Below are 25,371 nucleotides of genomic sequence, written 5' to 3'. Positions count from 1 at the left end.
TCATGCAGAAAACGATGCTGGAGAGCGTCGAGCACGTCGCCGATGACGTCGTCTCGCTGGTGCTTCGCGGGGACGAAGGGCCACTGGAAGCGTGGGAGCCGGGCGCGCACATCGACCTGGCGCTGCCGAACTGGCTGACGCGGCAGTACTCGCTGTGCGGCGACCCCGGCGACCTTTCGGCGTACCGGATCGCGGTCCGGCTCGATCCGCTGAGCCGGGGCGGCTCGGAGTACGTCCACTGGTACCTCAGCCCGGGCCGGACGCTGGAAGTTTCCTCGCCGCGCAACCACTTCCCGCTCGTTCCCGCGCCGGAATACCTGTTCCTGGCGGGCGGGATCGGGATCACGCCGATCGTGCCGATGCTGCGGGCGGCCGTCGCCGCCGGGGCCGCCGCTTCGCTCGTCTACGTGGGACGGTCGGCTTCGACCATGCCCTTCGCGGCGGAACTCGTTGCCACGTATGGCGAACGCGTGTCTCTGTTCTCCCACGGCCGGCCGGATCTGGCTTCTTTCGCGGAGTTCGCGGGCGAGGTCTACTGCTGCGGACCGGCGTCGATGCTCGCCGCGGCGGAAGCGGTGTTCCCGCGGGTGCACGCCGAACGCTTCGAGCCCACCCGCCGCGTTTTCGGCCCCGACACGCCGTTCGAAGTGGTGTGCGCCCGGTCCGGTGCGACGATCCAGGTCCCGGCCGACGAGTCCCTGCTCGACGCGCTGAACCACGCCGGAAAGCCGGTGCCGTCCGGATGCCGCGAAGGGGTCTGCGGGAGCTGCGAGCTGTCGGTGCTCGACGGCGAACCCGAGCACCGCGACGACATCAGCGCCCCCGCCGGGCGGATGTACGCGTGCGTGTCGCGGGCGTCGTCGCCGCGGCTCGTGCTGGACGTTTGATGATCCCGAAGGTGCGCCGCCCCGCGTCGCGACGGATGATCACCCTCGAAGTCCTGGCGAACACCGCGCCCAGCCCGGCGTTCCGGACGATCACCCTCGGCGGGCCGTCGCTCGGCGACCTGGAGGTGGCGGGCGGCGACCAGGCCGTGCGGCTGTTCTTCCCCCGGGTGGGCCAGGACGGGCTGCGGATGCCGACCCTGGACCACGAGGGCTGGATGGCCGAGGTGCTGCTGCTGCCGAAGTCACGCCGTCCCTGGGTGCGCAACTACACGGTCCGGCGCGCGCGGCCGGGTGAGATCGACATCGAGTTCGCGCTGCACGACGGCGACGCCCCGGCGGCCGAGTGGGCCCGGCGGGCGCGTCCCGGCGACCCGGCGGGCATCTTCGACCTGGGCGTGAGCTACCTGCCGCCGCCCGGGGTGGCGTGGCAGCTGCTGGCCGGGGACGAAAGCGCGGTGCCGGCGATCCTGGCGATCCTCGAGAGCGCCGCGGACGACCTGGTGGCCGAGGTGTTCCTGGAGGTGCCGTCGGCCGCGGACGTCCGGGTCGTGCCGGCGCCGCCGGGGGTGCGGGTGCACTGGCTGCCGCGGCCCCGGCCGGGCCGCCCGGGGGTCCTGGCGCTGGAGACGGTCGTCGCGGCCGACCTGCCACCGGGGCGGGCGTACGCGTGGGTGGCCGGCGAGGCCGCGCTGGCGACCGGGGTCCGCCGTCACCTGGTGCGGGACCGCGGCTGGGCGAAGTCCGACATCGCGTTCCTGGGCTACTGGCGTCACGGCCGTTCCGCCCCGGGCTGACACCGACGGACGACACGCGTACCTACGCGGACGACACGCGCACCCAGGTGGACGACACGCGCACCCAGCGAGTCGTCCATCCAGGTACGCGTGTCGTCCCTCTGGGTACGCGAGTCGTCCGTCTGGGTACGCGGGATGGCTGTCCAGGCGAGTACGTAGGCCCGCCCACGGACGAGGTTCGCGTACCATCGCGAGCAGCCTCGACGTCGAGGAGGCAGGCGTGGGCGAACTCGGGCTGACCGACACCAACGGCATCCTCGCGCTGCCCTGGGTCCGGCCCGAACGCACCAGCGCGGGGCTCGGCTGGGACCGCGTCTACGTCTCCCGGCAGCGGGAACGTCCCTACCGCGCCGAGTTCGCGCCCGCCCGCAGCCACCAGCTGATCCTGCACCTCGACGGGCCGGTGACGGTCCGGCGCGGCGTCGGGACCCCGCGCGAACGCAGCCGCCGGATGCCCGCCGGCGGCCTGTTCCTGCAGCCTTCGCACGCCGACCTGTCGGTCGAGCTGGGCGGGGAGCTCGAGACCGTGCACGTCTACGTCGCCGACGACGCCGTGCAGGAGGCCGCCGGTGACCACGCGCCCGTGCGGCTCGCCGAGGAGCTCGGCAGCTCCGACCCCCTGCTCGAACAGCTGGTGCTCAGCCTCGACGGCGTCGTCCGCGACTGGGAGCCGAGCGCCCGCACCTACGCCGACCAGCTGGGCGCGCTGGTCGCGGCGCAGCTGGTCCGCCGCCACCACGCCGGCCCCGCCCACGAGCCCGCCCCGGCGCGCGGCCTGTCCGACCGGCAGTTCACGCGCGTCCGCGACCTGATGGCGGAACGCCTGGCCGAGCCGGTGCCCCTGGCGGAGCTGGCCGTGCTCGCTGGGCTGAGCGTCAGCCAGTTTTCGCGGCAGTTCAAGGCCCGCACGGGCCTGCCCCCGCACCGGTTCCTGCTGCGGCTGCGGGTGGAGCAGGCGGGGCTGCTGCTACGCACCGGCGACGACCCGATCGCCGAGATCGCGGCCCGCTGCGGCTTCTCCCACCAGGAGCACCTGACGCGGGTGCTCCGCGCCCAGCTCGGCACCACCCCGGCGGCGCTGCGCCGGGCGGGCTGACCCGACGCGCGTTTCGTGCCGTCGCGCAGCACGAACGTGCAGGACCGCGCACCCCGGCAGCCGGATACTCCCTCGCATGACCTCGTTCACCTACGCCGCGAACCCCGTCCGGGTGGTCTTCGGTTCGCTCGACGCCGTCGGTGCCGAAGCCGACCTGCTCGGCCTCCGGCGGGTCCTGCTGGTCGGCCGCCCGCGGTACGCCGACCGCGCCGCCGAAGCGCTCGGCCCGCGGCTGGCCGCGCGCTTCGAAGACGCCGCGATGCACACGCCGGTCGACGTCACCGAGCGCGCGCTCAAGGTCGTCGCGGAGTACGACGTCGACGGCGTGGTCGCGATCGGCGGCGGCTCGGCCACCGGGCTGGCCAAGGCGATCGCGCTGCGGACCGGCCTGCCTCAGCTGATCGTCCCGACGACGTACGCGGGTTCCGAGCTGACGTCGGTCCTGGGCCAGACCGAAGACGGCCGCAAGACCACCCAGCGGACCCCGGAGGTCCGGCCGGAGACCGTGCTCTACGACGTCGAGCTGACGCTGTCCCTGCCGGCGGCGGTCTCCGCGGCCAGCGGGCTCAACGCGCTCGCCCACGCCGTCGAGGCCCGCTACGCCCCCGACGCGAACCCGATGACCGATCTGCTCGCCGCGGAGGCGGTGAAGCTGCTCACGAGCGCGCTGCCGCGTATCGCCAAAGATCCGTCCGATGTGGACGCTCGCACCGACGCCCTGCGCGGCGCCTGGCTGGCCGGCACCTGCCTCGACGCCGTTTCGATGGGCCTGCACCACCGGCTCTGCCACTTCCTCGGCGGCAAGTTCGGCCTGCCGCACGCGGAGACGCACGCCGTCCTCCTCCCGTACGTCATGGCCCACCAGGGACTCGAGGACGCCGGCGAGATCTTCGAACTCGCCGCGAGCCTCCCGATCCCGCATTCGCTGGCCGAACTCGGCCTCACCGAAGCGGACATCGCGGACGAGCCGGAGGCGGACCTGCTCCGCGCGGCGATCACCGGCACCCGCCCGGCCGCTCCGCCCAGTCTCAAGGCACTCACGAAACAGGTCGTCGACAGCTTCGCCGCCGCACCGGACCGCATCCGCGAACTCCTCACCGACCTGGTCGAGACGTTGCACGGCTACGCGATCCGCACCGACCTCACGCAGGACGAGTGGGAGTACGCGATCGGCTTCCTGACCCGGGCCGGGCACATCACCACCGACACCCGGCAGGAGTTCATCCTGCTGTCGGACACGCTCGGCGTGTCGAGCGTCGTCGACGTCCTGACCAACTCACGGACGCCGGACACGACGCCGTCGGCGGTGCTCGGGCCGTTCTACGTCGAAGGACCACCCGAAACCCCGCAGGGCGCCGACATCGCGGAGGGGCTACCGGGAACTCCATTGTGGACGGTCATTCGCGTTACCGACACTCAGGACCAGCCGGTTCCGGACGCGATCGTCGACGTCTGGCAGTCCAATGAGGACGGTTTCTACGACGTCCAACTGCCCGACGTCGACGGCCCAGTGCTGCGGGCCCGCTTCCGCACCGACGCCGAGGGCAGGCTGCGCTTCCGGACGATCGTGCCGAGCGCGTACCCCATTCCGGCGGACGGGCCCGTCGGGCAGATGCTCGACGCCGTCGGGCGCCACCCCTACCGGGCCCCACACGTGCACTTCATGATCGCCAAGCCCGGGTACCGGACGCTGATCACCCAGCTGTTCGTCGCCGGTGGCGAATACCTCGACTCCGACACCGTGTTCGGCGTCAAGGAAGGCCTGATCGTCGACTTCGCCGAGCAGCGGCTCGAGTTCACCTTCCGGATCTCAGGGAGCAGCGCATGAGCTACGACACCGACGTCATCGTGGTCGGCAGCGGCCCGGCCGGCGGGTCCGCCGCGCTGCTGCTCGCCACCTACGGCGTGCCGACCGTACTGGCCACCAAGTACGGCTGGACGGCCAACACGCCCCGCGCGCACATCACCAACCAGCGCACCATGGAGGTGCTGCGCGACCTCGGCGTCGAGGACAAGGCCCTGGCCGTCGGCACGCCGCCGGAGCTGATGGGCGACACCGTGCTCTGCACGTCGCTGACCGGGCCGGAGATCGGCCGCATCCGCAGCTGGGGCACCGGCGACTCCTCCGCGGCCGAGTACGCCGCGGCCAGCCCGTGCCACATGATCGACCTGCCGCAGACCTACCTCGAGCCGATCCTGGTGAGCGAGGCTGCCGCCCGCGGCGCGAAACTCCGTCTGGACACGGAGTTCCTGGACTTCACGCAGGACGAGGACGGCGTCACCGCGCGGTTCCGCGACCGCGTGCGCGGCGACGAGTTCACCCTGCGCGCGAAGTACCTGATCGGCGCGGACGGCGCGCGCAGCCGGGTCGCCGAGCAGGCCGGCCTGCCGATCGCCGGGCAGACCGGCAAGGCGGGCAGCATGAACATCACGTTCACCGCCGACCTCGCGCCGTACGTCGCGCACCGCCCGAGCGTCCTGTACTGGGTGATGCGGCCGGGCGCGCACCTCGGCGGGATCGGGATGGGCCTGGTCCGGATGGTGCGGCCGTGGAACGAGTGGCTGTTGACCTGGGGTTACGACATCGCGCAAGCGCCGCCGGAGGTCGACGTCGAGGAAGCGACGCGGCTGGTGCGCGACTTGGTCGGCGACGCCTCGCTGGAGGTCGAGATCACCTCGACGTCACTGTGGACGGTCAACCACAACTACGCGACGGAATACCGCAGCGGCCGGGTGTTCTGCGCCGGGGACGCCGTGCACCGGCACCCGCCGTCCAACGGGCTCGGCTCGAACACCTCGATCCAGGACTCCTACAACCTCGCTTGGAAGCTCGCGATGGTGCTTCGCGGCGAAGCGGGCGAAGGGCTGCTGGACAGCTACAGCGCGGAACGGGCACCGGTCGGCAAGCAGATCGTCGACCGGGCGAACCTGAGCCGCGACCAGTTCGGGCCGATCTTCGCGGCGCTGGGCATCGCCGGCGACACCGACGCCGACGGCATCACGGCCGGGCTCGAGACCTGCCTCGCGCCCACCGCCGAGGGCACGCGGAAACGGCGTGAGCTGGAGAAGGCCATCGAGCTGAAGCACTACGAGTTCAACGCCCACGGCGTCGAGATGGACCAGCGGTACGTCTCGGGCGCGGTGCTGCCCGACGGGGTCGTGGCGCCCGCGGAGCGCGATCCCGAGCTGTTCCACCGGCCGAGCACCGAGCCGGGGGCGAAGCTGCCGCACGCGTGGCTGGTCGGCCCGCACGGGCATCGGGTGTCCACTTTGGACCTGGTGGGCGGCGGCCGCTGGACGGTGCTCACCGGCCTGACCGGCACGGCGTGGCGCGACGCGGCGGCGAAGGTCGGCGCCGAGCTGGGCCTGGACCTGCGCGCGGTGCGCGTCGGCGACCCCGAAGGTCGCGACGCCTACGGCGACTGGTCCCGGCTGAGCGGCGTCGACGAGGCTGGCTGCCTCCTGATCCGCCCGGACGGCTACGTCGCCTGGCGCCACGCCACGGCAACCCCGCAAGCCGCGAACGCACTCCTCACCGCCCTGAAGTCCCTCCTCGACCGTGCTTGAGGAGTCGACACGCGTGATCAGAGGGTCGACACGCGTGATTGAAGGGTCGACACGCCGGAAGCGGCCGTGCCGACGCGTGTCGACCTCTCAATCACGCGTGTCGACCTCTCAATCACGCGTGTCGGCTCTTCCGTCACGGGGTGGTGACGTGGGTGAAGGTGACCGGGACCGTCGGGGGGCCGCTGCCGTCGCCGATGCCGGGGCGGGACGGGTCGATGCCGCCGCGGGCGACGTCGTCCAGGACGCGGAGACCCGCGTCGTCGATGCTGCCGAAGACCGTGTACTCCGGTGAGATCTCGACGTCGCCGAAGACCAGGAAGAACTGGGACCCGCCCGAGTCGGGCTGGGCCGTCTTCGCCATGGCGAGGACGCCGCGGCCGTACGTCAGCTCCGGGAACACCTCGTCGCGGATCGAGTAGCCGGGGCCGCCGGTGCCGTCGCCCACCGGGTCGCCGCACTGGAGCATCTGCAGCCCGGCCGTCACGGACAGCCGGTGGCACGACGTGCCGTCGTAGAACCCCTGCTTCACCAGGCTCACGAAGTTGACCACGGTGCAGGGGGCGAGGGCGCGGTCGAGCGTGAGGCCGATGTCGCCGGCGCTCGTCGCGAGGGACACCGGGACCGTGCCGGACGACGACGCCGGGCCGTCAGGCGGCAGCGCGACCTTCTTCGGCGCCGGCGACGTGGGTTCCGGGGTGAAGGCGCACGTCACCGGGTCGGCCAGGGGCTTGCTGCGCTTCGGCATCGGCGCCCGGGCGCCGGCGGGCAGCGAAACCGGCGCGCTCGTGGTGGCGGTGGTCGGCGACGGGGAGGGCGATGGCGATGACGACGCCGGCCGGGCCCCGGCGACTCCCTTGACGTCCTGCTCGCGCAGGAAACCGGGATAGCCCCAGGCGAGGAAGGCCAGCGCCATCAGGATGACGACGACGACCGACCCGACGATCAGCACGACGGCGGCGGGCGAGGTCCGCTTCGGCGGCACCGGCGGCTGCCACTGCGGGTACTGGGAGAACTGCTGGTAGTGCTGCGGACCGGGCGGCGGTGCCCCGTCCGGCCTGCCCCCGTCCGGCCGCTGCCCCGGCTCGCTCATCCCCGCTCCCCTCGTCAGCCGCCCATTGTGCCGCGAACGACTGCGCCCCGGGCGGGAATCCGGGAAGAAGGACGAAGCGGACGTCGAGTGAGGCTCGCCATCCCCAGCCGACAACCGACCGAGCGCAGGCAGCCGCCGTTCTACCCGTCCCCGCGACCGGCGGCGACCCGCCCAGCGCGCGGCCGCCAACTCGGCCCCGCAACCGCCCCCAGCGCTGACAGCCGCCCGCTCCGCCCGTCCCCGCGACCGGCGGCGACCCGCCCCAGCGCTGACAGCCGCCTGCTCAGCCCCTCACGGCAGCCCCCACGGTGCGCTCGCTCCGCCGGGGGCGACCGGGCGTACCCCGAAGTCCGGCCGGTCCCCCTTCCGGTACACGAAGGCGTCCTCACCGCGCCCCACCTCCACCTGCACGTCCCCGTTGCCCAGCCGCCGCCACCGGCGCGCGCGGCCGCGGGCGTCCGTCACCGTCAGCTCTCCCTCGATGCCCGGCCGCAGCACGCAGGGCGCTCCCGCTTCGCTGTGCACCTTCAGCCAGCGCGTCTTCCCACCCGACCGGGACGCGCTCAGCAGGAACGCCCCCTCGGTCCGGAAGTCCCGCAGCGCGATGTCGCCCCAGGCCGCGGGCACCGCCGGGAACAGCCGGACGACGCCGCCCCAGCTCTGGACCAGCATGTCCTGCATGGACTTCGCCGCCGACAGCGGCGTCTCGATGACCGGCCCCGACTCCTTGTACATCGTGTTCGGCTGGATGTACCGGCGCTGCAGCTCGCCGAGGTAGAACGCCGCCTGCTCGCCGCGCAGCATCTGCGCCGAGATCGACGCGGCCCCGGTGAACGTGTACCCCTGCAGCGCACCCTCGAAGCCGACCCAGTGGTTCAGCGACGTCTCGATGATCGCCCGGTGCTCCGGCTGCTCCCACGTGACGTCGTAGAGCGGGTAGATCTGCAGCATGTGCGAGTAGTGCCGGTGCGACTTCGCGAACGGCACGCCGGCGCCGATCATGTACCCGTTGCCGTCGGCCGGGTAGTCCACCAGCGTCGCCAGGACGTCCCGCCAGCGAGGCGCCAGCGGGTCACCCGGCGCCGTCCGCAGCAGCGTCTTGCAGCCCCAGCGGATCAGCGAGAGGTCGTAGTTGCAGTCCGGGGCGTCGACGCCGTACTCGGGCGAGAACGTCGGCGGCAGGTGCAGCTTCCCGTCCGGGCCCGGCGCGAGGAAGTGCAGGTAGTAGTTGATCGCCTTGCGCAGCAACGGGAACAGCGTGTCCCGCAGCAGCGCGGCGTTCATCGTGTGCCGGTAGGACAGCCACACGTTGTGCAGCGCCCACGTCAGGTTGCCGACCTCCGGCGTCGGCGGGTCCTGCCCCGGGACGCCGACGGGGAACCCGCTCGTGGCGTTCGAGACGCCGTTGAGCAGCGTCATGTCGGTCGTGCGCGGGATGCCCGCCGAGTCGGCCTGGTACGGCGTCGCCACCTGGCTGCTGAGATTCGCGCGGTACTTGTCGAGGGCGTGGCTGACGGCGTCCAGCTCGAGGTGGTTGGAACCGTGGATGAGCCAGTACTCGAGCTGGACGTTGAGGTTCCACCACGTCGCCGGCCACGGCGTGTTCTCCAGCCACGGCCCGGACGTCGCCATCACCGGCGCCTCCCGCCGGGCCGCCGACGCGACCTTGTACAGCTGGATCCAGTAGAAGCTCTGCAGCCGGGTGTCCGGAATGGACAGGAAGCTCGCCCGGTAGTGGTCGTGCCACCAGCGCCGGTGGTCCGGGGTCAGCGCGGCGAACGAAGAAACCCGGCGCACGGTCCCCAGTGCCCGCGCCACCGACGTCTTCGCCGGGTGCGACCACGCCACCGACGTGTACAGCGTGCGCGCGCCGCCGCGGGTCACCTCCCGCCAGGCCGTCACGTGCTCGCCGCCGGCCAGCAGCGGCTGGACGGCCAGCCGCGCGTCACCGCTGCCGCTCAGCTGCACCGGCGGGTTCGCGGTGTAGCCGGCGGGCGGCGGCTTGTTCCACACCGGGTCGGCGCGCGGGCTGACCGCGGCCGCCGGGTGGAACACCCACTTGAACCCGCGTTCCCCTTCCGACGGCCGGATCTCGACGGCCAGCAGCGACTGTCCGGTGTGGACGATCGCGCGGAGGCTCAGGCTGCCGGCCGCGGTCGTGATCGTGCCGGTCAGCTCGGCGTTCCACAGGTCCATCCGCCAGTCGATCGCGGTGATCGCGCCGACCGGTTCGAGGGTGAAGTACCCGATCGGCAGCCGCGCCAGGCCGAACAGCGAGCCGAACTCCGGGCGGTGGTCCTGGACCTGGCTGTGCTGGACGTTGAAGCGGATCGCGTTCTGCCCCGGCTCGGCGTAGATGCCCGAGCCGAGGAACCCGTTGCCCAGGAACGGGCCCTCGTACCAGGTCTTCGGCAGCCGCCGCCAGTACAGGTCGGCGGTGCCGAGGAACCCGGCCCAGGCGAAGTCGTCGCTGCCCGGTGTGTCGGCGAACGCGGGCGTGACGCCCGCCGCGCCGGCCGCGATCCCGGCGAGCGCACCGCCGAGCACGGTTCTGCGAGTGATGTCCATGGCGACCTCCTTGTCGACAGCGGATTCAGCTCGGCAGGCCCCACGCCGGGGCCGGGCCGAGGGCGGGGACGTCGCGGGGCGCGCAGTCCGGCCGGCCGCCGCGCGGGGTGACGACGGCGGTCCCGCCGCGCCGCAGCCCGATCGCGATCCGGCCGGGCCCGGCCGGGCGCCACGGCAGCCGCCGGCCGTGCTCGTCGCGGACGTCGATGTCCCCGGCGACGCCGTGCTGCAGCACCAACGGCTCGCCGGCTTCGCTGTGCACGCGCACGAACTCCGTCTTCCCGTCGCGGCGGGAGGCGTCCACGAGGAACGCGCCCTCCGCGCGCAGGCCGTCGACCGAGGCGTCGCGCCAGGTCGCCGACACCGACGGGAAGATCTTGAGCACGCCGCCGGACCCCTGCACCAGCATGTCCACCACCGACTGCGCGGCGGTGATCGGGCTTTCGATCGCGAAGTTGGACCCTTCGCGGTACATCGTGTTCGCGGTCAGCTCGGTGTCGGCCACGACGTTGCGGTCGAGGAAGAACTTCAGGTAGCGCAAAGCTTCCTCGGGCGCGTCCATCACCGAAGACATCGACGACGCGGCCGCGTAGCTGTAACCGTGCCAGGCGGCCTGGTCGGCGATCCAGTGCCGGAACGTCCGCGTCATGAGGTCACGATCGCCGGGCGCGTCCCACACCTTCTCCCGCAGCGGGTAGAGCCACAGCAGGTGCGAGAAGTGCCGGTGCGACGCGGAGAGCGGGACGCCGTCGCCGATCAGCACGCCGTCAGCCGCGGTTTCGTGGTAGGGCACCAGTTTCGCGCTGATCTCCTGCCAGATCGGGACACGCGGCTCGTTCAGGCGCAGGATCCGCGCGGTGTCGACGAGCGTGCGGGCGGCCCATCGGATCAGCGAAAGGTCGTAGGTGCAGTCGGCCGCGTCGGCGTACTCCGGCGAGCGGGTCAGCGGCAGGTGCAGGAACCCGTCCGGGCCGGCGAACAGGAAGTGGCGGTAGAAGTTCAGCGCCTTGGCCAGCGTCGGGTACAGGACGTCGCGCAGCACGCGCCGGTCCAGGTGGTGGCGGTAGGCGAGCCAGACGTTGTGCAGGCCCCACAACAGGTTCCCGGTCTGGTCGGTCTTGGACGTCGTCCCGGGGACGCCCACCGAGCGCGTGCCGCCGGGCCGCAGCCGCCAGTCGCCCGGGTGCGAGAGCGCGTAGGTGTCGCCGTCGCGGTAGGCCGGCGGCACGGACGTCTCGAGGTTCGCGTGGTCGCGCCGGAAGGTCTCGGTGACGGCGTCGAGCTCGGGGTGGTTGCTGCTGTTGACGATCGGGTAGGTGACCTGGACGTTGAGGTTCCACCAGACCGCGGTCCAGCTGTTGCCGACCTCGGGGAACCACGGTCCCCACTCGGACACGACCGGCCCGCCCGCCCGCGTGGCGGCCGCGATCTTGTACAGCTGGATCCAGTAGAACCGCTGGACCTGCTTGTCCGGAACCGAAACGAAGCTGCGCTCGTGGTAGTCGTTCCACCAGCGGCGGTGGCGGGCGAGCAGGGCGTCCGGGTTCGCGGCAAGCGCTTTCCGGACGCTCGCCAGGGCATCCGCCGTGTGCGTCGTGCCCGGGAAGCTGTAGGCGACGGTCGCGGCGAGCAGCCGTCGCGCGCCGATCCGGCGTTCGCGCCACGCCGTCGTGTAGCCGCCTCCGGCGAGCATCGGCTGTGCGCAGTACCCGTCGGCCACTTCGGGCGCGGGGTTCGCGACGTACTCGGGCGGCTTGCGGACGGTGCGGGTGGTCGCCGACTCCAGCGGCTGGAACGCCCACGCCGCGCCGGTCTCCCCCGCGCTCGGCGTCAGCGAGACGAGCAGCACGCCGAGGTCGTTGTGCACGACGGCGGAGAAGGCGACCGAGCCTTGGGTGGTGGTGATCGTGCCGCCGAGCTCGGCGTTGTAGAGGTCGAGCGTCCAGTCGACGGCGGTGATCGCGCCGGCGAGCGTGAGCGTGAGGTAGCCGATCGGCAGCCGGGACAACCCGATGCCGGCCTCCCACTGGATGCGCTGGTCCTGCACCTGGGTGTGGCTCAGCATCACCTTGAGGACCTGCGGCGTCCGACCGGCGTAGACCTGCGCGCCGAGGTAGCCGTTGGCGAGGAACGGGCCTTCCTGCCAGTTCTGGGGGAGCCGCTTCCAGACCATGCGAGCGTCGGCGGCGACGTCCCGGTGCGGGTTCCCGGCGGCCAGCGCCGGCGAAGCCCCCTCGGCCCACAGCCCGCCGAACGCGGCGGCCCCCACCGCGACCGAGGCAGAGCGGAGCACGGTACGCCGCGACACTGCGTCCATGAAGCGTCCTTTCGGATTCATACTACGTTTCGCGAGGTCTGCAGGCGGCGTGCGGCCATGTTTACAGACAGAGTCGCGAAAGACCAGAGCGGTTCACCCAGAAAGCGGCAGATACATCCGATGTATTCGGCGCAACGGGAAGTCAGGCGGCTTGACAGAGCTGGGCGGTCAGGGTGTCGGCCGCCCAGGCCTCCCACCGCTCCGGCGACCAGCCGCGATCGCGGACGAACACCTGGTAGAGCTCCGGGCTGAGCACACCGAACAGCAGGTCGGCGGCGTGCTCGGCGGTCATCCCGGAGCGGGCCCGCGGCTTGGCCATCAGGGACCGGGCGGCTTCGAGGTGGACGGCGAACCGCGGGTCGACGTCGTCGTCCCACTGCCCGGCGAGCGCCGGGTCGGCCGCGGTGGCCGCGCGCAGCATCTCGACGATCGGGGCGACGCGCTCCAGGATCCCGCGGGTGCCGCGGACGTGCAGCCGCAGGTGCGCTTCGGCGGTCGGGGCCGCGAGAGCCTCCTGGAACCACGGCCGGTCCATCGTCGCGACCGGTTCGAGGTCGCCCGCGATCGCCACGTCGACCAGTTCCTTGAGCAGCACCCGCTTGTTGCCGAAGGTGAAGTAGATCGTCTGCACGGCGACGTCCGCCCGGTCGGCGATCTCCTTGAGGGTCGTCGCGCCGTAGCCGTTGCGCAGGAACAGGTCGCGAGCCGCTTCCAGCATGCGCCTGCGCGTCCGCGGAGCGTCACGGACGCGTTTCTTGCGCTCTTCCATCACTGGAGTGTACATCTAGAGTACGACTCTAGTAACGGAGGAACCCATGCAGGCCATCGTCAACGCCCGGCAAGCCGAAGCCTGGAACGGCTGGGAGGGCGTCCACTGGGCACAGAACCGCGCCCGCTACAACGCGATCGTGGGCGCCTTCAACGACGACCTCTTCCGCATCGCCGCGATCGCCCCGGACGACCACGTCCTCGACGTCGGCTGCGGCACGGGCCACGTCACGCTGCTGGCCGCCCGGCGGGCGGTCCGCGGAACCGTCGTCGGCGTCGACCTCTCGGCCCCGATGCTGGAGCGCGCCGGCGCCGACGCGGCCGCCCAAGGCATCGCCAATGTCCGGTTCGAGCAGGGAGACGCCCAGGTCCGCCCGTTCCCGGACGCCGGCTTCGACGTCGCGATCAGCCGGGGCGGGGTGATGTTCTTCGAGGACGCGGTGGCCGCGTTCGCCAACATCCGGCGCGGGCTGCGTCCCGGCGGGCGGCTGGCGTTCCTCGGCCCGCAGGGCGGCGGCCCCGACAGCGCCTACGCCCGCGCCACCGCGGCACTCAAGCCTCTGATGCGCGCGCCATCACCCGCGTCGCGGGGCATGGGCTCGTTGGTCGAGCCGGCCCGAATCCGCGAAGTGCTCGACGCGGCCGGGTTCACCGGCATCCGGATCGAGCCGGTGACCGCGCCGATGGACTACGGCCGTGACGCCGCCGACGCGGCCGGGTTCATCCTCGGCCAGGGCCCGGTCCGCACCAACCTGGCGGGACTCGACCCGGACGTCGTGGCGCGGACGCGGGAACAGCTGCGGGCGGGGCTCGAAGCGTTCGAGACGCCCGAAGGGGTTCGCATCCCGGGCGCGGTCTGGCTGGTCGACGCCACCCGCGGCGGGTCCTAGGCCCCCGGTAGCGGGGGCAGCGCGGGCGTCTCCAGCCAGCGCGTGAAGAACGTGCTCAGCGACCGGCCCGCGTACGCCTCGGCCATCGTCACGAACCCCGCCGTCGTCACCAGGCCGTGCCGGTGCTCGACCGCCCACGCCTTCAACAACGCGAAGAACGCCGGGTCACCGATCTCGGCGCGCAGCGCGTGCAAGGTCAGCGCGCCGCGCTTGTAGACGCGCTCGTCGAACATGCGGGCCACGCCGGGGTCGGCGATCCGGACGTCGGCCGGCTTGGCCTTGATCCGGGTGTGCCAGCTCCGGGCCAGCGCCTGCGCGGACTGGCCGCCCGACTCCTCCGACCACAACCACTCGGCGTAGGTCGCGAAGCCCTCGTTCAACCAGATGTGACGCCAATCCGCCACCGTCAGGCTGTTGCCGAACCACTGGTGGGCCAGCTCGTGCACCACGAGCCGCTCGTGGGTGCGGCGGCCGTCGACGTGGTTGGCGCCGAAGATCGCCATGCCCTGCGCCTCGATCGGGTCGTCGAGCTCGTCGTCGGTCACCACGATGACGTACTCGCCGAAGGGATACGGGCCGAACAGCCGCTGCAGCATCTCGACCATCCGGCCCTGGCGGCCGAAGTCGCGCTCGAAGAGGCGGCGCAGCCGCGGTGGCACGGCCGCGCGCTGCGGCACCGCTTCGAGGACCGAATCGACGCGACCGTGGCCGAAGCCGACCATCAGCCGGCGCGCGCTCACGCCCGTGTGCGGGAACCAGCCGCGGCCGGACAGCTCGAGCTCGTCGTAGCGACCGATCTGCACGCTCATCAGGTACGTCGCCGTCGGCTCGGGACGCTCGTACACCCATCGCGTGGTGCTGGCCGCGGTGTAGCGGTCCACCAGGTTGCCGGTGACCGCGACCAGGTACGGCGACGCCGTCGTCACCGTCACGCGGTAGGTCGCCTTGTCCGCCGGGTGGTCGTTGCACGGGAACCACGACGGCGCGCCGACCGGCTGGCTCGCCACGAGCACGCCGTCGGTCAGCTCGTCCCAGCCGACGTCGCCCCAGCGGCTGCCGACCGGCCGCGGGTTACCGACGTAGTGCACCTCGATGACGAACGCGGCACCCGCCGCGATCGCCCTCGCGGGCCGGACGTGCAGCTTCGCGCCGCGCTTCAGGTACTTCGCGGGCTTCCCGTCGACCAGCACGCGGTTGATCCGGAACTCGCCGAAGTCCAGGCTGACGCGGGAAAGCGCCTGCGTCGCCTCGGCGGTGATCGCCGCCGAAGCCGAGAGCCGGTTCGGCGCGACCTTGTAGTCGAGGTTCAGGTCGTAGTGCCGGACCCGGTAGCCGCCGTTGCCGTGTGCGGGCAGGTAGGGGTCACCGGAGGTATCCGCGCCGGGTGCCGGAGCCGGAGCCTTCGAAATCACCCGTGCCGAACCTTTCCTCGTACCGACGTACCAAACCAGGCTCGCACGGACGGGTGAGTCCGGCGAGCCAGGCGGGTACTTCGTGACCTTCTGCTTACTTGCCCGTCCACGCCGAGATCGGGTTGCCGAGCCAGCGCGTGTCGGCCGGCACCTCGTCGCCGCGGGTCACCAGCGACCCCGGGCCGACCGTGGTGCGCGCGCCGATGCCGGCCCCCGGCAGCACGATGCCGTGCGGGCCGAGCGTCGCACCTTCGCCGAGCACCACCCGCGACATGCTCATGATCCGGTCGTGGAACAGGTGCGTCTGCACGACGCAGCCGCGGTTGATGGTCGCACCGTCGCCCAGCGACACCAGGTCCGCCTCGGGCAGCCAGTACGTCTCGAGCCACACGCCGCGGCCGATCTTGACGCCCATCGTGCGGAGCCAGGCCGACAGCAGCGGCGTGCCGCCGATCGAGCCGATCAGCCACGGCACCGCGAGCGCCTCGACGAAGGTGTCGGCCAGCTCGTTGCGCCAGACGAAGGAGCTCCACAGCGGGTGGTCGATCTCGCGGAACTTCCCGACCAGCAGCCACTTCATGACCGTCGCGGTCAGCGCCGCGACGATCCCGGCGCCCAGCAGGGCGGGCCCGGCCAGCAGCGCGGCGACCGCGAAGCCGAACGCCGACGCCGCCCACAGCAGCCCGAAGGCGACCGAGACGGTCAGCGCGACCCCGCACATGACCGGGATGATCCGGCACAGCTCGACCAGCGCCCGCGCCGCCTTCAGGTGCAGCGCCGGGGTGTAGGTGCGGCTCGTGTCGGCGTCGCCGATCGCGCGGCGCACCGGCAGCGGCGGCATCCCGAGGTACGACGAGCCCTTCTTCGCCTTCAACGGCGTCGAGGACAGCACACCCACGAGCCCGCGCTTCGGCACCGAACGGCCGGGCGCGGTCATCCCCGAGTTGCCGAGGAAGGCCTGCTTGCCGATCCGCGCCGGGGCGACGTGCAGCCAGCCGTGGCCGAGTTCGTAGGTGGCGACCATGGTGTCGTCGGCCAGGAACGCGCCGCTGTCGACCTTGGTCATCTTCGGCAGCGCCAGGACGGTCGACGCCTCGACGTTGCGGCCGACCTTCGCGCCGAGCAGCCGCAGCCACACCGGCGTGAACAGGCTGGCGTACAAGGGGAACAGGCCTTCGCGGGCCATGCTCATCAGCCGTTCGGTGGCCCAGACCTGCCACGCGACGCGGCCGTGCACCGGGTGGTAGCCCTCGACCATGCCGATGCTCAAGCACCGGACACCGGCGAGCACCAGCAGCATGTAGGCGAGGAAGTACGCGGCCGTCGCGACCGGCACGAAGATCAGCGCCTGGACGAACGCGGCCAGGAGCGTCGGCGCCCCGGCGATCGCGTAGCCGAGCACCACGACGCCCGCCAGCGCGGCGATCCCGGGCAGGAACCCGAGCAGCAGCGACGTCGCGCCGTAGACGGTGGCCCAGAAGTGCGACCGCGGCGGCCGGCTGGCCGGCCACTTCAGCGCGTCACGCTCGTCCTTGGCCACGCGCGCGGCCGGCGAACCGGCCCAGCGCTGCCCGGCCGGCACGGCGCCGCGGACGGTCGAGCCGGCCGCGATCTCCGCGCCCTTGCCGATGCGGACGCCGGGGAACAGCGTGCTGCGCGCGCCGATGCGGGCTTCCGCGCCGACGCGGACCTTGCCGATGTGCACGACGTCGCCGTCGACCCAGTGACCGGTCAGGTCGACCTCGGGCTCGATGGCCGCGCCGCGGCCCAGCTTGAGGAAGCCGGTGACCGGCGGCGGCGAGTGCAGGTCGACGTCCTTGCCGATCCGCGCGCCGAGCGCTTTGGCGTACGTCGTCATCCACGACGCGCCGGCGACGCTGTCCGCGCCGCTGAACTCCGCGAGCTTCTCGGCCGTCCACAGTCGCAAGTGGACACTCCCGCCGCGGGGGTAGGTGCCCGGGCGCACGCCCGACAGCAGCACGCGGGCACCGCCGGCGGCGATCGCGATCCGGCCCGCGGGGCTGAACAGCACCACCCAGGCCAGGCCGATCCACGCCCAGTTCAGCGTCGGCGCCCAGGCGAACCCCAGCAGCGACAGGATGTTCGACAGCGCGGCGGCGAGCGTCGCCCAGCGCAGCCCGACCAGGCCCATGAGCGGAACCGTCAGCAGCGTCTGGACGACACCGGCACGACGCGGGGTCGGCGCGATGTCCCGGCGCTCGGTGGCCTGGCCGCTCAGCGCGTCCAGCATCGCGGCCAGCGCGCCCAGCCTGGGGTGGGCGTAGATGTCGGCGACCGACACCTGCGGGTGCCGGGTGCGGATGCGCGCGACGACCTGCGCGGCGGTCAGGCTGCCGCCGCCGTGGGTGAAGAAGTCGGCCTTCGGGTCGTCGACCGACACGCCGAGGATCTCGGCCCAGCCTTCGGCGAGCCACGTCTCGGTCGGCGTGAGCCCGGTGGCGTCCACTGTGGACAGCGGCCACGGGAGGGCGGCGCGGTCGACCTTGCCGGAGGTGCGGGTCGGCAGGTCCTCGACGACGGCGAGCAACGGCACCAGGGCGGCGGGCAGGTGCTCGCGCAGCCGGGTGGCGGCCTGGTCGTGGTCGAAGTTGTCGTCCGAAGGGACGACGTACCCGACGAGGACCTGGTTGCCCGCCTTGGTGCGGCGGATCGCGGCGGCCGCCCCCTGCACGCCCGGGAGGGCCTGCAGCGCGGCGTCGACCTCGCCCAGCTCGATGCGGCGGCCGCCGAGCTTGACCTGCTCGTCGAGGCGGCCGAGGAACAGCAGACCTTCCTCTTCCGCGCGGACCATGTCGCCGGAGCGGTAGGCGCGCTGCCAACCGAGCGACGGCAGCGGCGCGAACTTCTCGGCGTCCTTCTCCGCGTCGAGGTAGCGGGCCAGGCCCACCCCGCCGATGACCAGCTCGCCGGTCTCGCCCATGGCGACCGGCTCGCCCGCGTCGTTGACGACGGCGAGCTGCCAGCCGGCCAGCGGCAGGCCGATCCGCACCGGGCCCTCGCCGGTCAGCTGCGCGGCGCAGGCGACGACGGTGGCCTCGGTGGGGCCGTAGGTGTTCCAGACTTCGCGGCCTTCGACGGCGACGCGCTCGGCCAGCTCCGGCGGGCACGCTTCGCCGCCGAAGATGAGCAGGCGGACGTCTTCGAGGGCGTCGGCGGGCCACAGCGCGGCCAGCGTCGGCACGGTCGAGACGACGGTGATCCCCTGCGCGACCAGCCACGGGCCGAGGTCGACGCCGGTGCGGACCAGCGCGCGCGGCGCCGGCACGAGGCAGGCGCCGTGGCGCCAGGCCAGCCACATCTCTTCGCAGGAGGCGTCGAAGGCGACGCTCAGGCCGGCCAGGACGCGGTCGCCCGGGCCGATCGGTTCCTCGGTGAGGAAGATCTCGGCCTCGGCGTCGACGAACGCGGCGGCACTCGCATGGCTCACCGCGACGCCCTTGGGCTTGCCGGTGGAGCCGGAGGTGAAGATGATCCAGGCGTCGTCGGCCGGGCCGGGGACGCCGTGGCGGCCGCCCGGCGTGCTGTGGACGTTGATCTTCCCGTCGGTGGCGACGGCGGCCACCTGGGCCTCTTCGAAGACCAGCTCGGCGCGCTCGTCCGGGTCGTCCGCGTCGACCGGCACGTAGGCGGCGCCGACGGACAGGGTGGCGAGGATCGCGACGTACAGCTCGGCGGTGCCGGAGGAGATCCGGATGCCGACGCGGTCGCCGAGGCCGACGCCGTAGCCGCGCAGGCGGCGGCCGTAGGCGTCGATCTCCTCGAGGAGCGCGCGGTAGGTCAGGGTGGTCGTGCCGTCGTCGATCGCGGCGGCGTTCGGGTGCCGCTCGGCGGTGGCGGCGAGGACGTCGAGCAGGGTGCGCTCGCCGGCGCCGAGACCGGACCAGAACAGGGCCCGGTCGGCGACCGGGGTGGCCGACGGGGCGTGCGTCACTTCGGCGACGCAGGCGAGCGGGGCGGTGATCTCCGCGGCGGATTCGGCGGGTTCGATCGTGACGGTCATCGGGTTGCCCCCTCGACCGGGTAGAAGACGTGCAGGGACGAACTGTGGGCGCGCAAGCCCATCACTCACCTTCCGCGAGCCTCACCGGGCTTGCACTCCTGAATGAGGCGCCCGCAACGACCCTTCACCATACTCGCAGATGAAGGAACCATATCTTCCAGATCACGACGGAGTGTCGGACCTCACCAGAACCGCCCTGACCAGCGTGATCCAGGTCGCACTCAGGGGACCACGCCGGCCGGGCGTCAGGCTGGGACGTCAAGAAGTCACCGGGTTTTGGCGGGCCTGGCCGCTTTTCCGCCGACCTTCGGTTTCGCGTTCTTTTCGCGGACGCGCACATTCACCCGGACGGGGCTGCCTTCGAAGCCGAACCGCTCGCGGAACTTGCGCTCGATGAACCGGCGGTAGCCCGCCTCGAGGAAGCCGGTGGTGAACAGCACCAGCGTCGGCGGCCGGATGCCCGCCTGCGTCGCGAACAGCACCTTCGGCTGCTTGCCGCCGCGGACCGGCGGCGGGGTGGCCGCGATCAGGTCGGACAGCCAGGCGTTGAGCTGGCCGGTCGGCACCCGCTTGTCCCACGACGCGAGAGCCGTCCGCAGCGCCGGGGCGATCTTGCGCACCGAACGGCCGGTCAGCGCCGAGACGTTGACCTTCTCCGCCCACGGCACGCGGACCAGGCCACGCTCCAGCTCGCGGACCATCGCGTGCCGGCGGTCCTCGTCGACCAGGTCCCACTTGTTGAACACCAGCACACAGGCGCGCCCGGCCTCGACGACCATGGTCAGCACCCGCAGGTCCTGCTCCGAGATGGGCTCGCCGGCGTCCAGCAGCACGACCGCGACCTCGGCCGCGTCGATCGCGGTCTTGGTGCGCAGCGAGGCGTAGTACTCGGCGCCGGCGGCGAAGTTGACGCGCTTGCGCAGGCCGGCCGTGTCGATGAACCGCCAGGTCTCGCCGTCCAGCTCGACCAGCGAGTCGACCGGGTCGACGGTGGTGCCCGCGACGGAGTCGACGACCGAGCGCTCCTCGCCGGAGAGCTTGTTGAGCAGGCTCGACTTGCCGACGTTCGGCTTGCCGACCAGCGCGACGCGCCGGGGGCCCGACGTCGCGGCGACGCCCTCGCGCGGCGCCTCGGGCAGGGTCTTGAGGATGGCGTCGAGCAGGTCGCCGGAGCTGCGGCCGTGCAGCGCGCTGACCGGGTGCGGCTCGCCGAGGCCGAGCGACCACAGCGACGCGGTGTCCGCGAGCAGCCGGTCGTCGTCGACCTTGTTCGCCACGAGCAGCACCGGCTTCTTCGAGCGGCGCAGCACCTTGGAGGCGGCTTCGTCGGTGGCCGTGGCGCCGACCGAGGCGTCGATCACCAGCAGGACCGCATCGGCCGTCTGCATGGCCAGCTCGGCCTGCGCCGCGACGGAGGCCTGCAGCCCGGTCGCGTCCGGCTCCCAGCCGCCCGTGTCGACCAGGGTGAACTTGCGCCCGCCCCAGTAGGCGTCGTAGGCGACGCGGTCGCGGGTGACGCCCGGCACGTCCTGGACCACGGCTTCGCGGCGGCCGATGATGCGGTTGACCAGCGTGGACTTGCCCACGTTGGGCCGGCCGACCACGGCGAGCACCGGCTGCGCGAGCGCCGCCTCCTCAGCCGCTTCCGCCGCGTCGATCTGCGCGTCGAGCCTGGCGAACTCGGTCTCGTCCGACCAAGTGCCATCGACTTCGCCGACGCTGTCCAACTCTTCCATGACTACCTGTTTCCCTTATGGCGTAACGAAACCGTTTTCGGTACGCCAATCGTCCAAAGTCCTGACGAGCGCCGCGAGCTCGCCGCGCAGCTCTTCGGTGCCCTGGTCGAGCCCGGTCTTCCCGGGTCCGACTTTCGGCGTGAACGGCTCCCCCACGAGGATGTCCACGCGCGGGCGCCAGCGCCGCTTGCCGTCCGCGGGCTTGCGCGTGCCCCGCGTCGCGACCGGGAGCACGGTCGCGCCGGAGGCCCGGACCAGCCAGGCCGCGCCGCGTTCGGCCGCGCCGACGTCCCCCGCACCGCGGGTGCCCTCGGGGAAGATCCCGACGACGCCGCCGTCCTTGAGCACGCCGGCCGCGGTCATCAGCGGCTTGCGGTCGATCTCGCCGCGCTTGACCGGGATCTGCCCGATGGCCACCAGGAACTTCCCGGCGAGCCCGCCCAGCCAGTCGTACAGCTCGGCCTTGACCAAGAACGCCGAACGCCGCGGCAGCATTCCGAAGATCAGCTGCGGCTCGATCATCGAACTGTGGTTGGCGATCACCACCACCGGGCCGGTGGCGGGCATCCGCTCGCGGCCGTGCACGCGGATGCGGAAGGCCGAACGCAGATGGTACCGGCCGAAGATCCGGCCGGCGTCGTGGAGTGCGCCGACGGAGCCTTCCGGCAGTCCGTCAGCTTTCATCGAGCGACCTCGGCGTTGCACCCCGCCAGCAGGCCGCGGTGGCTGGCCAGTTCGCTGAGCGCCACGATCACCTGGTCGATCGACAGTTCCGAGGTGTCGACGTGCACGGCGTCGTCGGCCGCGCGCAGCGGCGAGGCGGTGCGGGTGGAGTCGAGGTGGTCGCGGCGCTCGACGCTCGCGAGGGCATCGGCGACCGACGACTTCCGCCCGGCCGCGCTGTCCTGGGTGCTGCGCCGCGACGCGCGGACGTCGGCCGAGGCGGTCAGGTAGACCTTCAGCGGCGAGTCCGGCGCGACGACGGTGCCGATGTCCCGGCCTTCGACGACGATCCCGCCGCGGTGCTCGACCACGTCGTCGATGATCCGGCGCTGCCGGGCGACCAGCAGCTCACGCACGTGGGGCACGGCGGAGACGGGCGAGACGGCCTTGGTGACCTCGGGACCGCGGATGTCGGCGGCGACGTCCTCGCCGGCCAGCCGGATCTCGAGCCGGTCGGGGCTGGTGCCGATGCCGAAGTCGGTCTTGTCGGCCAGCGCGGCGACGGCGGGTGCGTCGGCCGGGTCGACCCCCGCGCGCAGCACGGCGAGGGTGACCATCCGGTACATCGCACCGGTGTCGAGGTAGCCGGCGCCGAGGCGCTGGGCGAGCTTGCGCGCGACGGTGGTCTTCCCGGTCCCCGACGGGCCGTCCAGCGCGACCACACCACGTAGGGCTCCCGTCACCGGCACTCTCCTCGCGTTCTCGTCTCGTTCGGCTTTGGTGTCCATTCTGCCGGTCGGGGTGCGGAGGAGATCAGTCGGCCCGCGCGCGGAAGCGGCCGACGACCAAGGCGAGGCGCTCGTCACGGTTTTCCGGGGACAGGCGGTGCCCGCGATCCAGGGTGATCAAGCCGTGCAGCGCGCCCCAGAAGACCTCGGTGAGGATCCCGGCCTCCTCGTCCCCCGCCACGGGCTCGACCACGGCGAACAGCCCGGCGAACGCCTCCTGCATCACCGCGGGCGTGTCGTCCTGGGCGAACGGCAGCTCCGAGGCCAGCGTGAACATCGCGTCGTAGAGCGCGGGCTTGACGTCGGCGAACTCGACGTACGCCCGCGCGACTCCCGCGATACCGCCCTCGCGGGCCGCGGCCAGCACCGAGGCCAGCTCGGCGAAGCCCTCCAGCGCGGCCGCCGCCATGATCGCGTCCTTGCCACCCGGGAAGTGGCTGTAAAGCACGGGCTGGCTGTACTCGATCAGCGCGGCGAGCCGCCGGGTCGTGACGGCGTCCCAGCCCTCCGCCTCGGCCAGCTCCCTGGCCGCGGAGACGATCCGCTGCCCGCGCTCGGTCCGGTCGCGCACACGCCGCTGTCGCTGGGTCATGCCACTGATACTAGCACTGCTAGACAATCTAGCGCCGCTAAGCTAGCGTTGCTAGTATCGCTAGCAACGCTAGAAAACTGGAGGGAACACCATGCTCATCGCCGGCTACGTCCTCGTCGCGATCGTCTCGCTGGGAATCATCTACGTCGGGCTCAACTACCTCTTCGCACCGGTCAAGACCGCCGCCGGGTTCGGCTTCACCGAGGTCCCCGAAAACGCCGAGAGCTTCCTCAACGTCAAGGGCGGCCGCGACGTCGGGGCCGGCCTGGTCCCGCTGACCCTGATGATCTACGGCGACCCGCACGCGCTGGGCTGGGTCATCCTCGTCGCGGCCGTCTGGCCCCTCTTCGACATGCTGATCGTCCTGCGCCACCGCGGGAAGAAGGTCATCGCCTACAGCGTCCACGGCGTCACCGCCCTCGTCATGGTCGTCGCGGCGGCCCTGCTGCTGCTCGGCTGAACGTCGCGAATCGGACACGTGGGTTACGGTGGCTGGGTGAACGTCGAAGTAACTCCCCTGCCCGGCATCGGGGTCCGCAAGGACTTCAGCACCCGTACGGGCCGCCGCATCGGCGTCGTCACCCAGCGGGACGGCCACACCGAGCTCATCGTCTCCAAGACCGACGACGCCGACGCCTGCGCCGCCTCGATCCCGCTGACCGCGGACGAGGCGGGCACGCTGGCCAACCTGCTCGGCGCGCCGCAGCTGGTCGCCCAGCTCACCGAGGAGCACCGGGACCTCCCGGGGATCAGCACCCGGCAGCTGCCGATCAAGCCGTCCGGCCCGTTCGACGGCCGGACGCTCGGCGACACGGCGATGCGCACGCGCACGGGTGTTTCGGTGGTCGCCGTCGCACGGGCGGGCCAGGTGCACCCCTCGCCGGCGCCCGACTTCACCCTCACCGGGGGCGACCTGCTGGTCGCGGTCGGCACGAGCGACGGCCTCGAAGCCGCCGCCAAGATCCTCAAGTACGGCTGAGCGCTCGATGGACCACACCGCGCTGTCCCTGATCGAACTGGGGGCGGTCTTCTTCGTGCTGGGCGCGCTCGGGCGCCTGGCCGGGAAGATCGGCCTCTCCCCCATCCCGCTCTACCTGCTCGGCGGCCTCTGCTTCGGCTCCGGCGGCCTGATCCCGCTGACAGACATCGGCGGGTTCACGCACCTGGCCAGCGAAATCGGCGTCGTGCTGCTGCTCCTGCTGCTGGGGCTCGAATACTCCGCGGCCGAGCTGTTCACCGGGCTGCGCCGCTCGTGGACCGCGGGCCTGCTCGACATCGTCCTCAACGCCGCCCCCGGTGCGGCCGTCGCGCTGCTGCTGGGCTGGGGCCCGGTCGGCGCGATGGTGATGGCGGGCGTCACGTACATCTCGTCGTCCGGGATCGTCGCGAAGGTCCTCGGCGACCTCGGCCGGCTCGGCAACCGCGAGACGCCGGTGGTGCTGTCGATCCTCGTGTTCGAGGACCTCGTGATGGCGCTCTACCTGCCGATCCTGACCGCGGTCCTCGGCGGCGTCTCGTTGCTGGGCGGCATGGAAGCCGTCGGGATCTCCCTGCTGGTGATCACCGTGGTGCTGGTGATCGCGCTGAAGTTCGGCCGGTACGTCTCGGCCGCCGTCGACAGCCCGGACCGCGAGGTGTTCCTGCTCAAGGTCCTCGGCGCGGCGCTGCTGGTGGCCGGGCTCGCGTCGGCGATGCAGGTGTCGGCCGCGGTCGGCGCGTTCCTGCTCGGCATCGCGATCTCGGGCTCGACGGCGGAGAACGCGACGCACCTGCTCGAGCCGCTGCGCGACCTGTTCGCCGCGGTGTTCTTCGTGGTGTTCGGGCTCAACACGAACCCGGCGTCGATCCCGCCGGTGCTCGGCTGGGCGATCGTGCTGGCGGTGGTGACGACGCTCACGAAGGTCGGCACCGGCTGGTGGGCGGCGCGGCGGCAGGGCATCGGGAAGATGGGCCGGGCCCGCGCCGGAGCGGCGCTGGTGGCCCGGGGCGAGTTCTCGATCGTCATCGCGGGCCTGGCGGTGACGGCGGGCGCGGTGGACGGCGAGCTGGCGGCGCTGGCGACGGCGTACGTGCTGCTGATGGCGATCCTCGGCCCGACGGCGGCCCGCGTCGTCGAGCCGATCGCCCGCGCGCTGCAACGGAAAACGGCCACGAAGACCGCCCCGGCCGAGGCAAACTGACG

19 protein-coding genes are annotated in these 25,371 nt (G+C 72.3%); 9 read left to right on the top strand and 10 right to left on the bottom strand.

Annotation, left to right across the window (positions count from 1 at the left end):
- Window positions 1–2: 2 nt before the first annotated feature.
- From ABZ342_RS29805 to ABZ342_RS29785, 5 genes are all read left to right on the top strand, one after another.
- Window positions 3–887: a PDR/VanB family oxidoreductase gene (locus ABZ342_RS29805; protein WP_360479773.1), complete on the top strand. Its 885-nt coding sequence runs from the start codon at window positions 3–5 to the stop codon at window positions 885–887.
- On the top strand, window positions 887–1,681 hold the full coding sequence (locus ABZ342_RS29800; protein ID WP_360479770.1) for a siderophore-interacting protein: 795 nt from the start codon (window positions 887–889) through the stop codon (window positions 1,679–1,681). Before ABZ342_RS29805 ends, ABZ342_RS29800 begins: the two co-directional genes overlap by 1 nt.
- 220 nt (window positions 1,682–1,901) lie before the next feature.
- Window positions 1,902–2,777, top strand: a complete 876-nt coding sequence (locus tag ABZ342_RS29795) for an AraC family transcriptional regulator (protein ID WP_360479767.1) — start codon at window positions 1,902–1,904, stop codon at window positions 2,775–2,777.
- Between the two features lie 76 nt (window positions 2,778–2,853).
- Complete coding sequence (locus ABZ342_RS29790; protein ID WP_360479764.1) at window positions 2,854–4,605, top strand: maleylacetate reductase and hydroxyquinol 1,2-dioxygenase domain-containing protein; 1,752 nt, start codon at window positions 2,854–2,856, stop codon at window positions 4,603–4,605.
- A complete protein-coding gene (locus ABZ342_RS29785; protein ID WP_360479761.1) occupies window positions 4,602–6,344 on the top strand; it encodes an FAD-dependent monooxygenase in 1,743 nt (580 codons plus the stop codon). The genes ABZ342_RS29790 and ABZ342_RS29785 overlap by 4 nt, the downstream gene beginning before the upstream one ends.
- A gap of 133 nt (window positions 6,345–6,477) precedes the next feature.
- On the opposite strand, the gene ABZ342_RS29780 is transcribed toward ABZ342_RS29785, so the two are convergent.
- From ABZ342_RS29780 to ABZ342_RS29765, 4 genes are all read right to left on the bottom strand, one after another.
- Window positions 6,478–7,434 carry a peptidylprolyl isomerase gene (locus tag ABZ342_RS29780; protein WP_360479758.1) on the bottom strand — a complete coding sequence of 319 codons (957 nt, stop codon included), beginning with the start codon at window positions 7,432–7,434 and terminating at the stop codon, window positions 6,478–6,480.
- Between the two features lie 291 nt (window positions 7,435–7,725).
- Window positions 7,726–10,002, bottom strand: a complete 2,277-nt coding sequence (locus ABZ342_RS29775) for a Tat pathway signal sequence domain protein (RefSeq protein WP_360479755.1) — start codon at window positions 10,000–10,002, stop codon at window positions 7,726–7,728.
- A gap of 25 nt (window positions 10,003–10,027) precedes the next feature.
- Window positions 10,028–12,319: a glycoside hydrolase family 95-like protein gene (locus tag ABZ342_RS29770; protein WP_360479752.1), complete on the bottom strand. Its 2,292-nt coding sequence runs from the start codon at window positions 12,317–12,319 to the stop codon at window positions 10,028–10,030.
- A 142-nt stretch (window positions 12,320–12,461) separates the two neighbouring features.
- On the bottom strand, window positions 12,462–13,088 hold the full coding sequence (locus ABZ342_RS29765) for a helix-turn-helix domain-containing protein (protein ID WP_360479749.1): 627 nt from the start codon (window positions 13,086–13,088) through the stop codon (window positions 12,462–12,464).
- Between the two features lie 46 nt (window positions 13,089–13,134).
- On the opposite strand from ABZ342_RS29765, the gene ABZ342_RS29760 reads away from it, so the two are divergent.
- Window positions 13,135–13,977: a methyltransferase domain-containing protein gene (locus ABZ342_RS29760; protein ID WP_360479746.1), complete on the top strand. Its 843-nt coding sequence runs from the start codon at window positions 13,135–13,137 to the stop codon at window positions 13,975–13,977.
- On the opposite strand, the gene ABZ342_RS29755 is transcribed toward ABZ342_RS29760, so the two are convergent.
- The 6 genes from ABZ342_RS29755 to ABZ342_RS29730 form a co-directional block, all read right to left on the bottom strand.
- Window positions 13,974–15,389, bottom strand: a complete 1,416-nt coding sequence (locus ABZ342_RS29755; protein ID WP_360479744.1) for a M1 family metallopeptidase — start codon at window positions 15,387–15,389, stop codon at window positions 13,974–13,976. The genes ABZ342_RS29760 and ABZ342_RS29755 overlap by 4 nt on opposite strands.
- Before the next feature lie 94 nt (window positions 15,390–15,483).
- Complete coding sequence (locus ABZ342_RS29750; RefSeq protein ID WP_360479741.1) at window positions 15,484–19,410, bottom strand: Pls/PosA family non-ribosomal peptide synthetase; 3,927 nt, start codon at window positions 19,408–19,410, stop codon at window positions 15,484–15,486.
- Between the two features lie 266 nt (window positions 19,411–19,676).
- Entirely contained in the window at window positions 19,677–21,146 is a 1,470-nt protein-coding gene (gene der, locus ABZ342_RS29745) for a ribosome biogenesis GTPase Der (protein WP_155546254.1), read from the bottom strand.
- A gap of 15 nt (window positions 21,147–21,161) precedes the next feature.
- The gene (locus ABZ342_RS29740) at window positions 21,162–21,830 is read right to left on the bottom strand and encodes a lysophospholipid acyltransferase family protein (protein WP_360479738.1); all 669 of its coding nucleotides are present in this window, start codon (window positions 21,828–21,830) and stop codon (window positions 21,162–21,164) included.
- Window positions 21,827–22,531 carry a (d)CMP kinase gene (gene cmk, locus ABZ342_RS29735; RefSeq protein WP_360479871.1) on the bottom strand — a complete coding sequence of 235 codons (705 nt, stop codon included), beginning with the start codon at window positions 22,529–22,531 and terminating at the stop codon, window positions 21,827–21,829. The genes ABZ342_RS29740 and cmk overlap by 4 nt, the downstream gene beginning before the upstream one ends.
- Window positions 22,532–22,622: 91 nt before the next feature.
- Window positions 22,623–23,189, bottom strand: coding sequence for a TetR/AcrR family transcriptional regulator (locus tag ABZ342_RS29730; RefSeq protein ID WP_360479735.1), 567 nt, complete (start codon window positions 23,187–23,189; stop codon window positions 22,623–22,625).
- A gap of 91 nt (window positions 23,190–23,280) precedes the next feature.
- Between ABZ342_RS29730 and ABZ342_RS29725 the strand changes: the two genes are divergently transcribed.
- The 3 genes from ABZ342_RS29725 to ABZ342_RS29715 are packed head-to-tail and all read left to right on the top strand — an operon-like array spanning window position 23,281 to window position 25,369.
- Entirely contained in the window at window positions 23,281–23,649 is a 369-nt protein-coding gene (locus tag ABZ342_RS29725; RefSeq protein ID WP_360479732.1) for a DUF4267 domain-containing protein, read from the top strand.
- 36 nt (window positions 23,650–23,685) lie between these two features.
- On the top strand, window positions 23,686–24,168 hold the full coding sequence (locus tag ABZ342_RS29720; protein WP_360479729.1) for a cation:proton antiporter regulatory subunit: 483 nt from the start codon (window positions 23,686–23,688) through the stop codon (window positions 24,166–24,168).
- 7 nt (window positions 24,169–24,175) lie between these two features.
- On the top strand, window positions 24,176–25,369 hold the full coding sequence (locus ABZ342_RS29715; RefSeq protein WP_360479726.1) for a cation:proton antiporter: 1,194 nt from the start codon (window positions 24,176–24,178) through the stop codon (window positions 25,367–25,369).
- The last annotated feature ends 2 nt before the right edge of the window (window positions 25,370–25,371 follow it).

The sequence above is a fragment of the Amycolatopsis sp. NPDC005961 genome, from assembly GCF_040629235.1.
Lineage (GTDB): Bacteria > Actinomycetota > Actinomycetes > Mycobacteriales > Pseudonocardiaceae > Amycolatopsis > Amycolatopsis camponoti.
The sequence above is the reverse complement of the archived record's forward strand: the minus strand, read 5'-3'. Positions and strand labels throughout refer to the sequence as shown.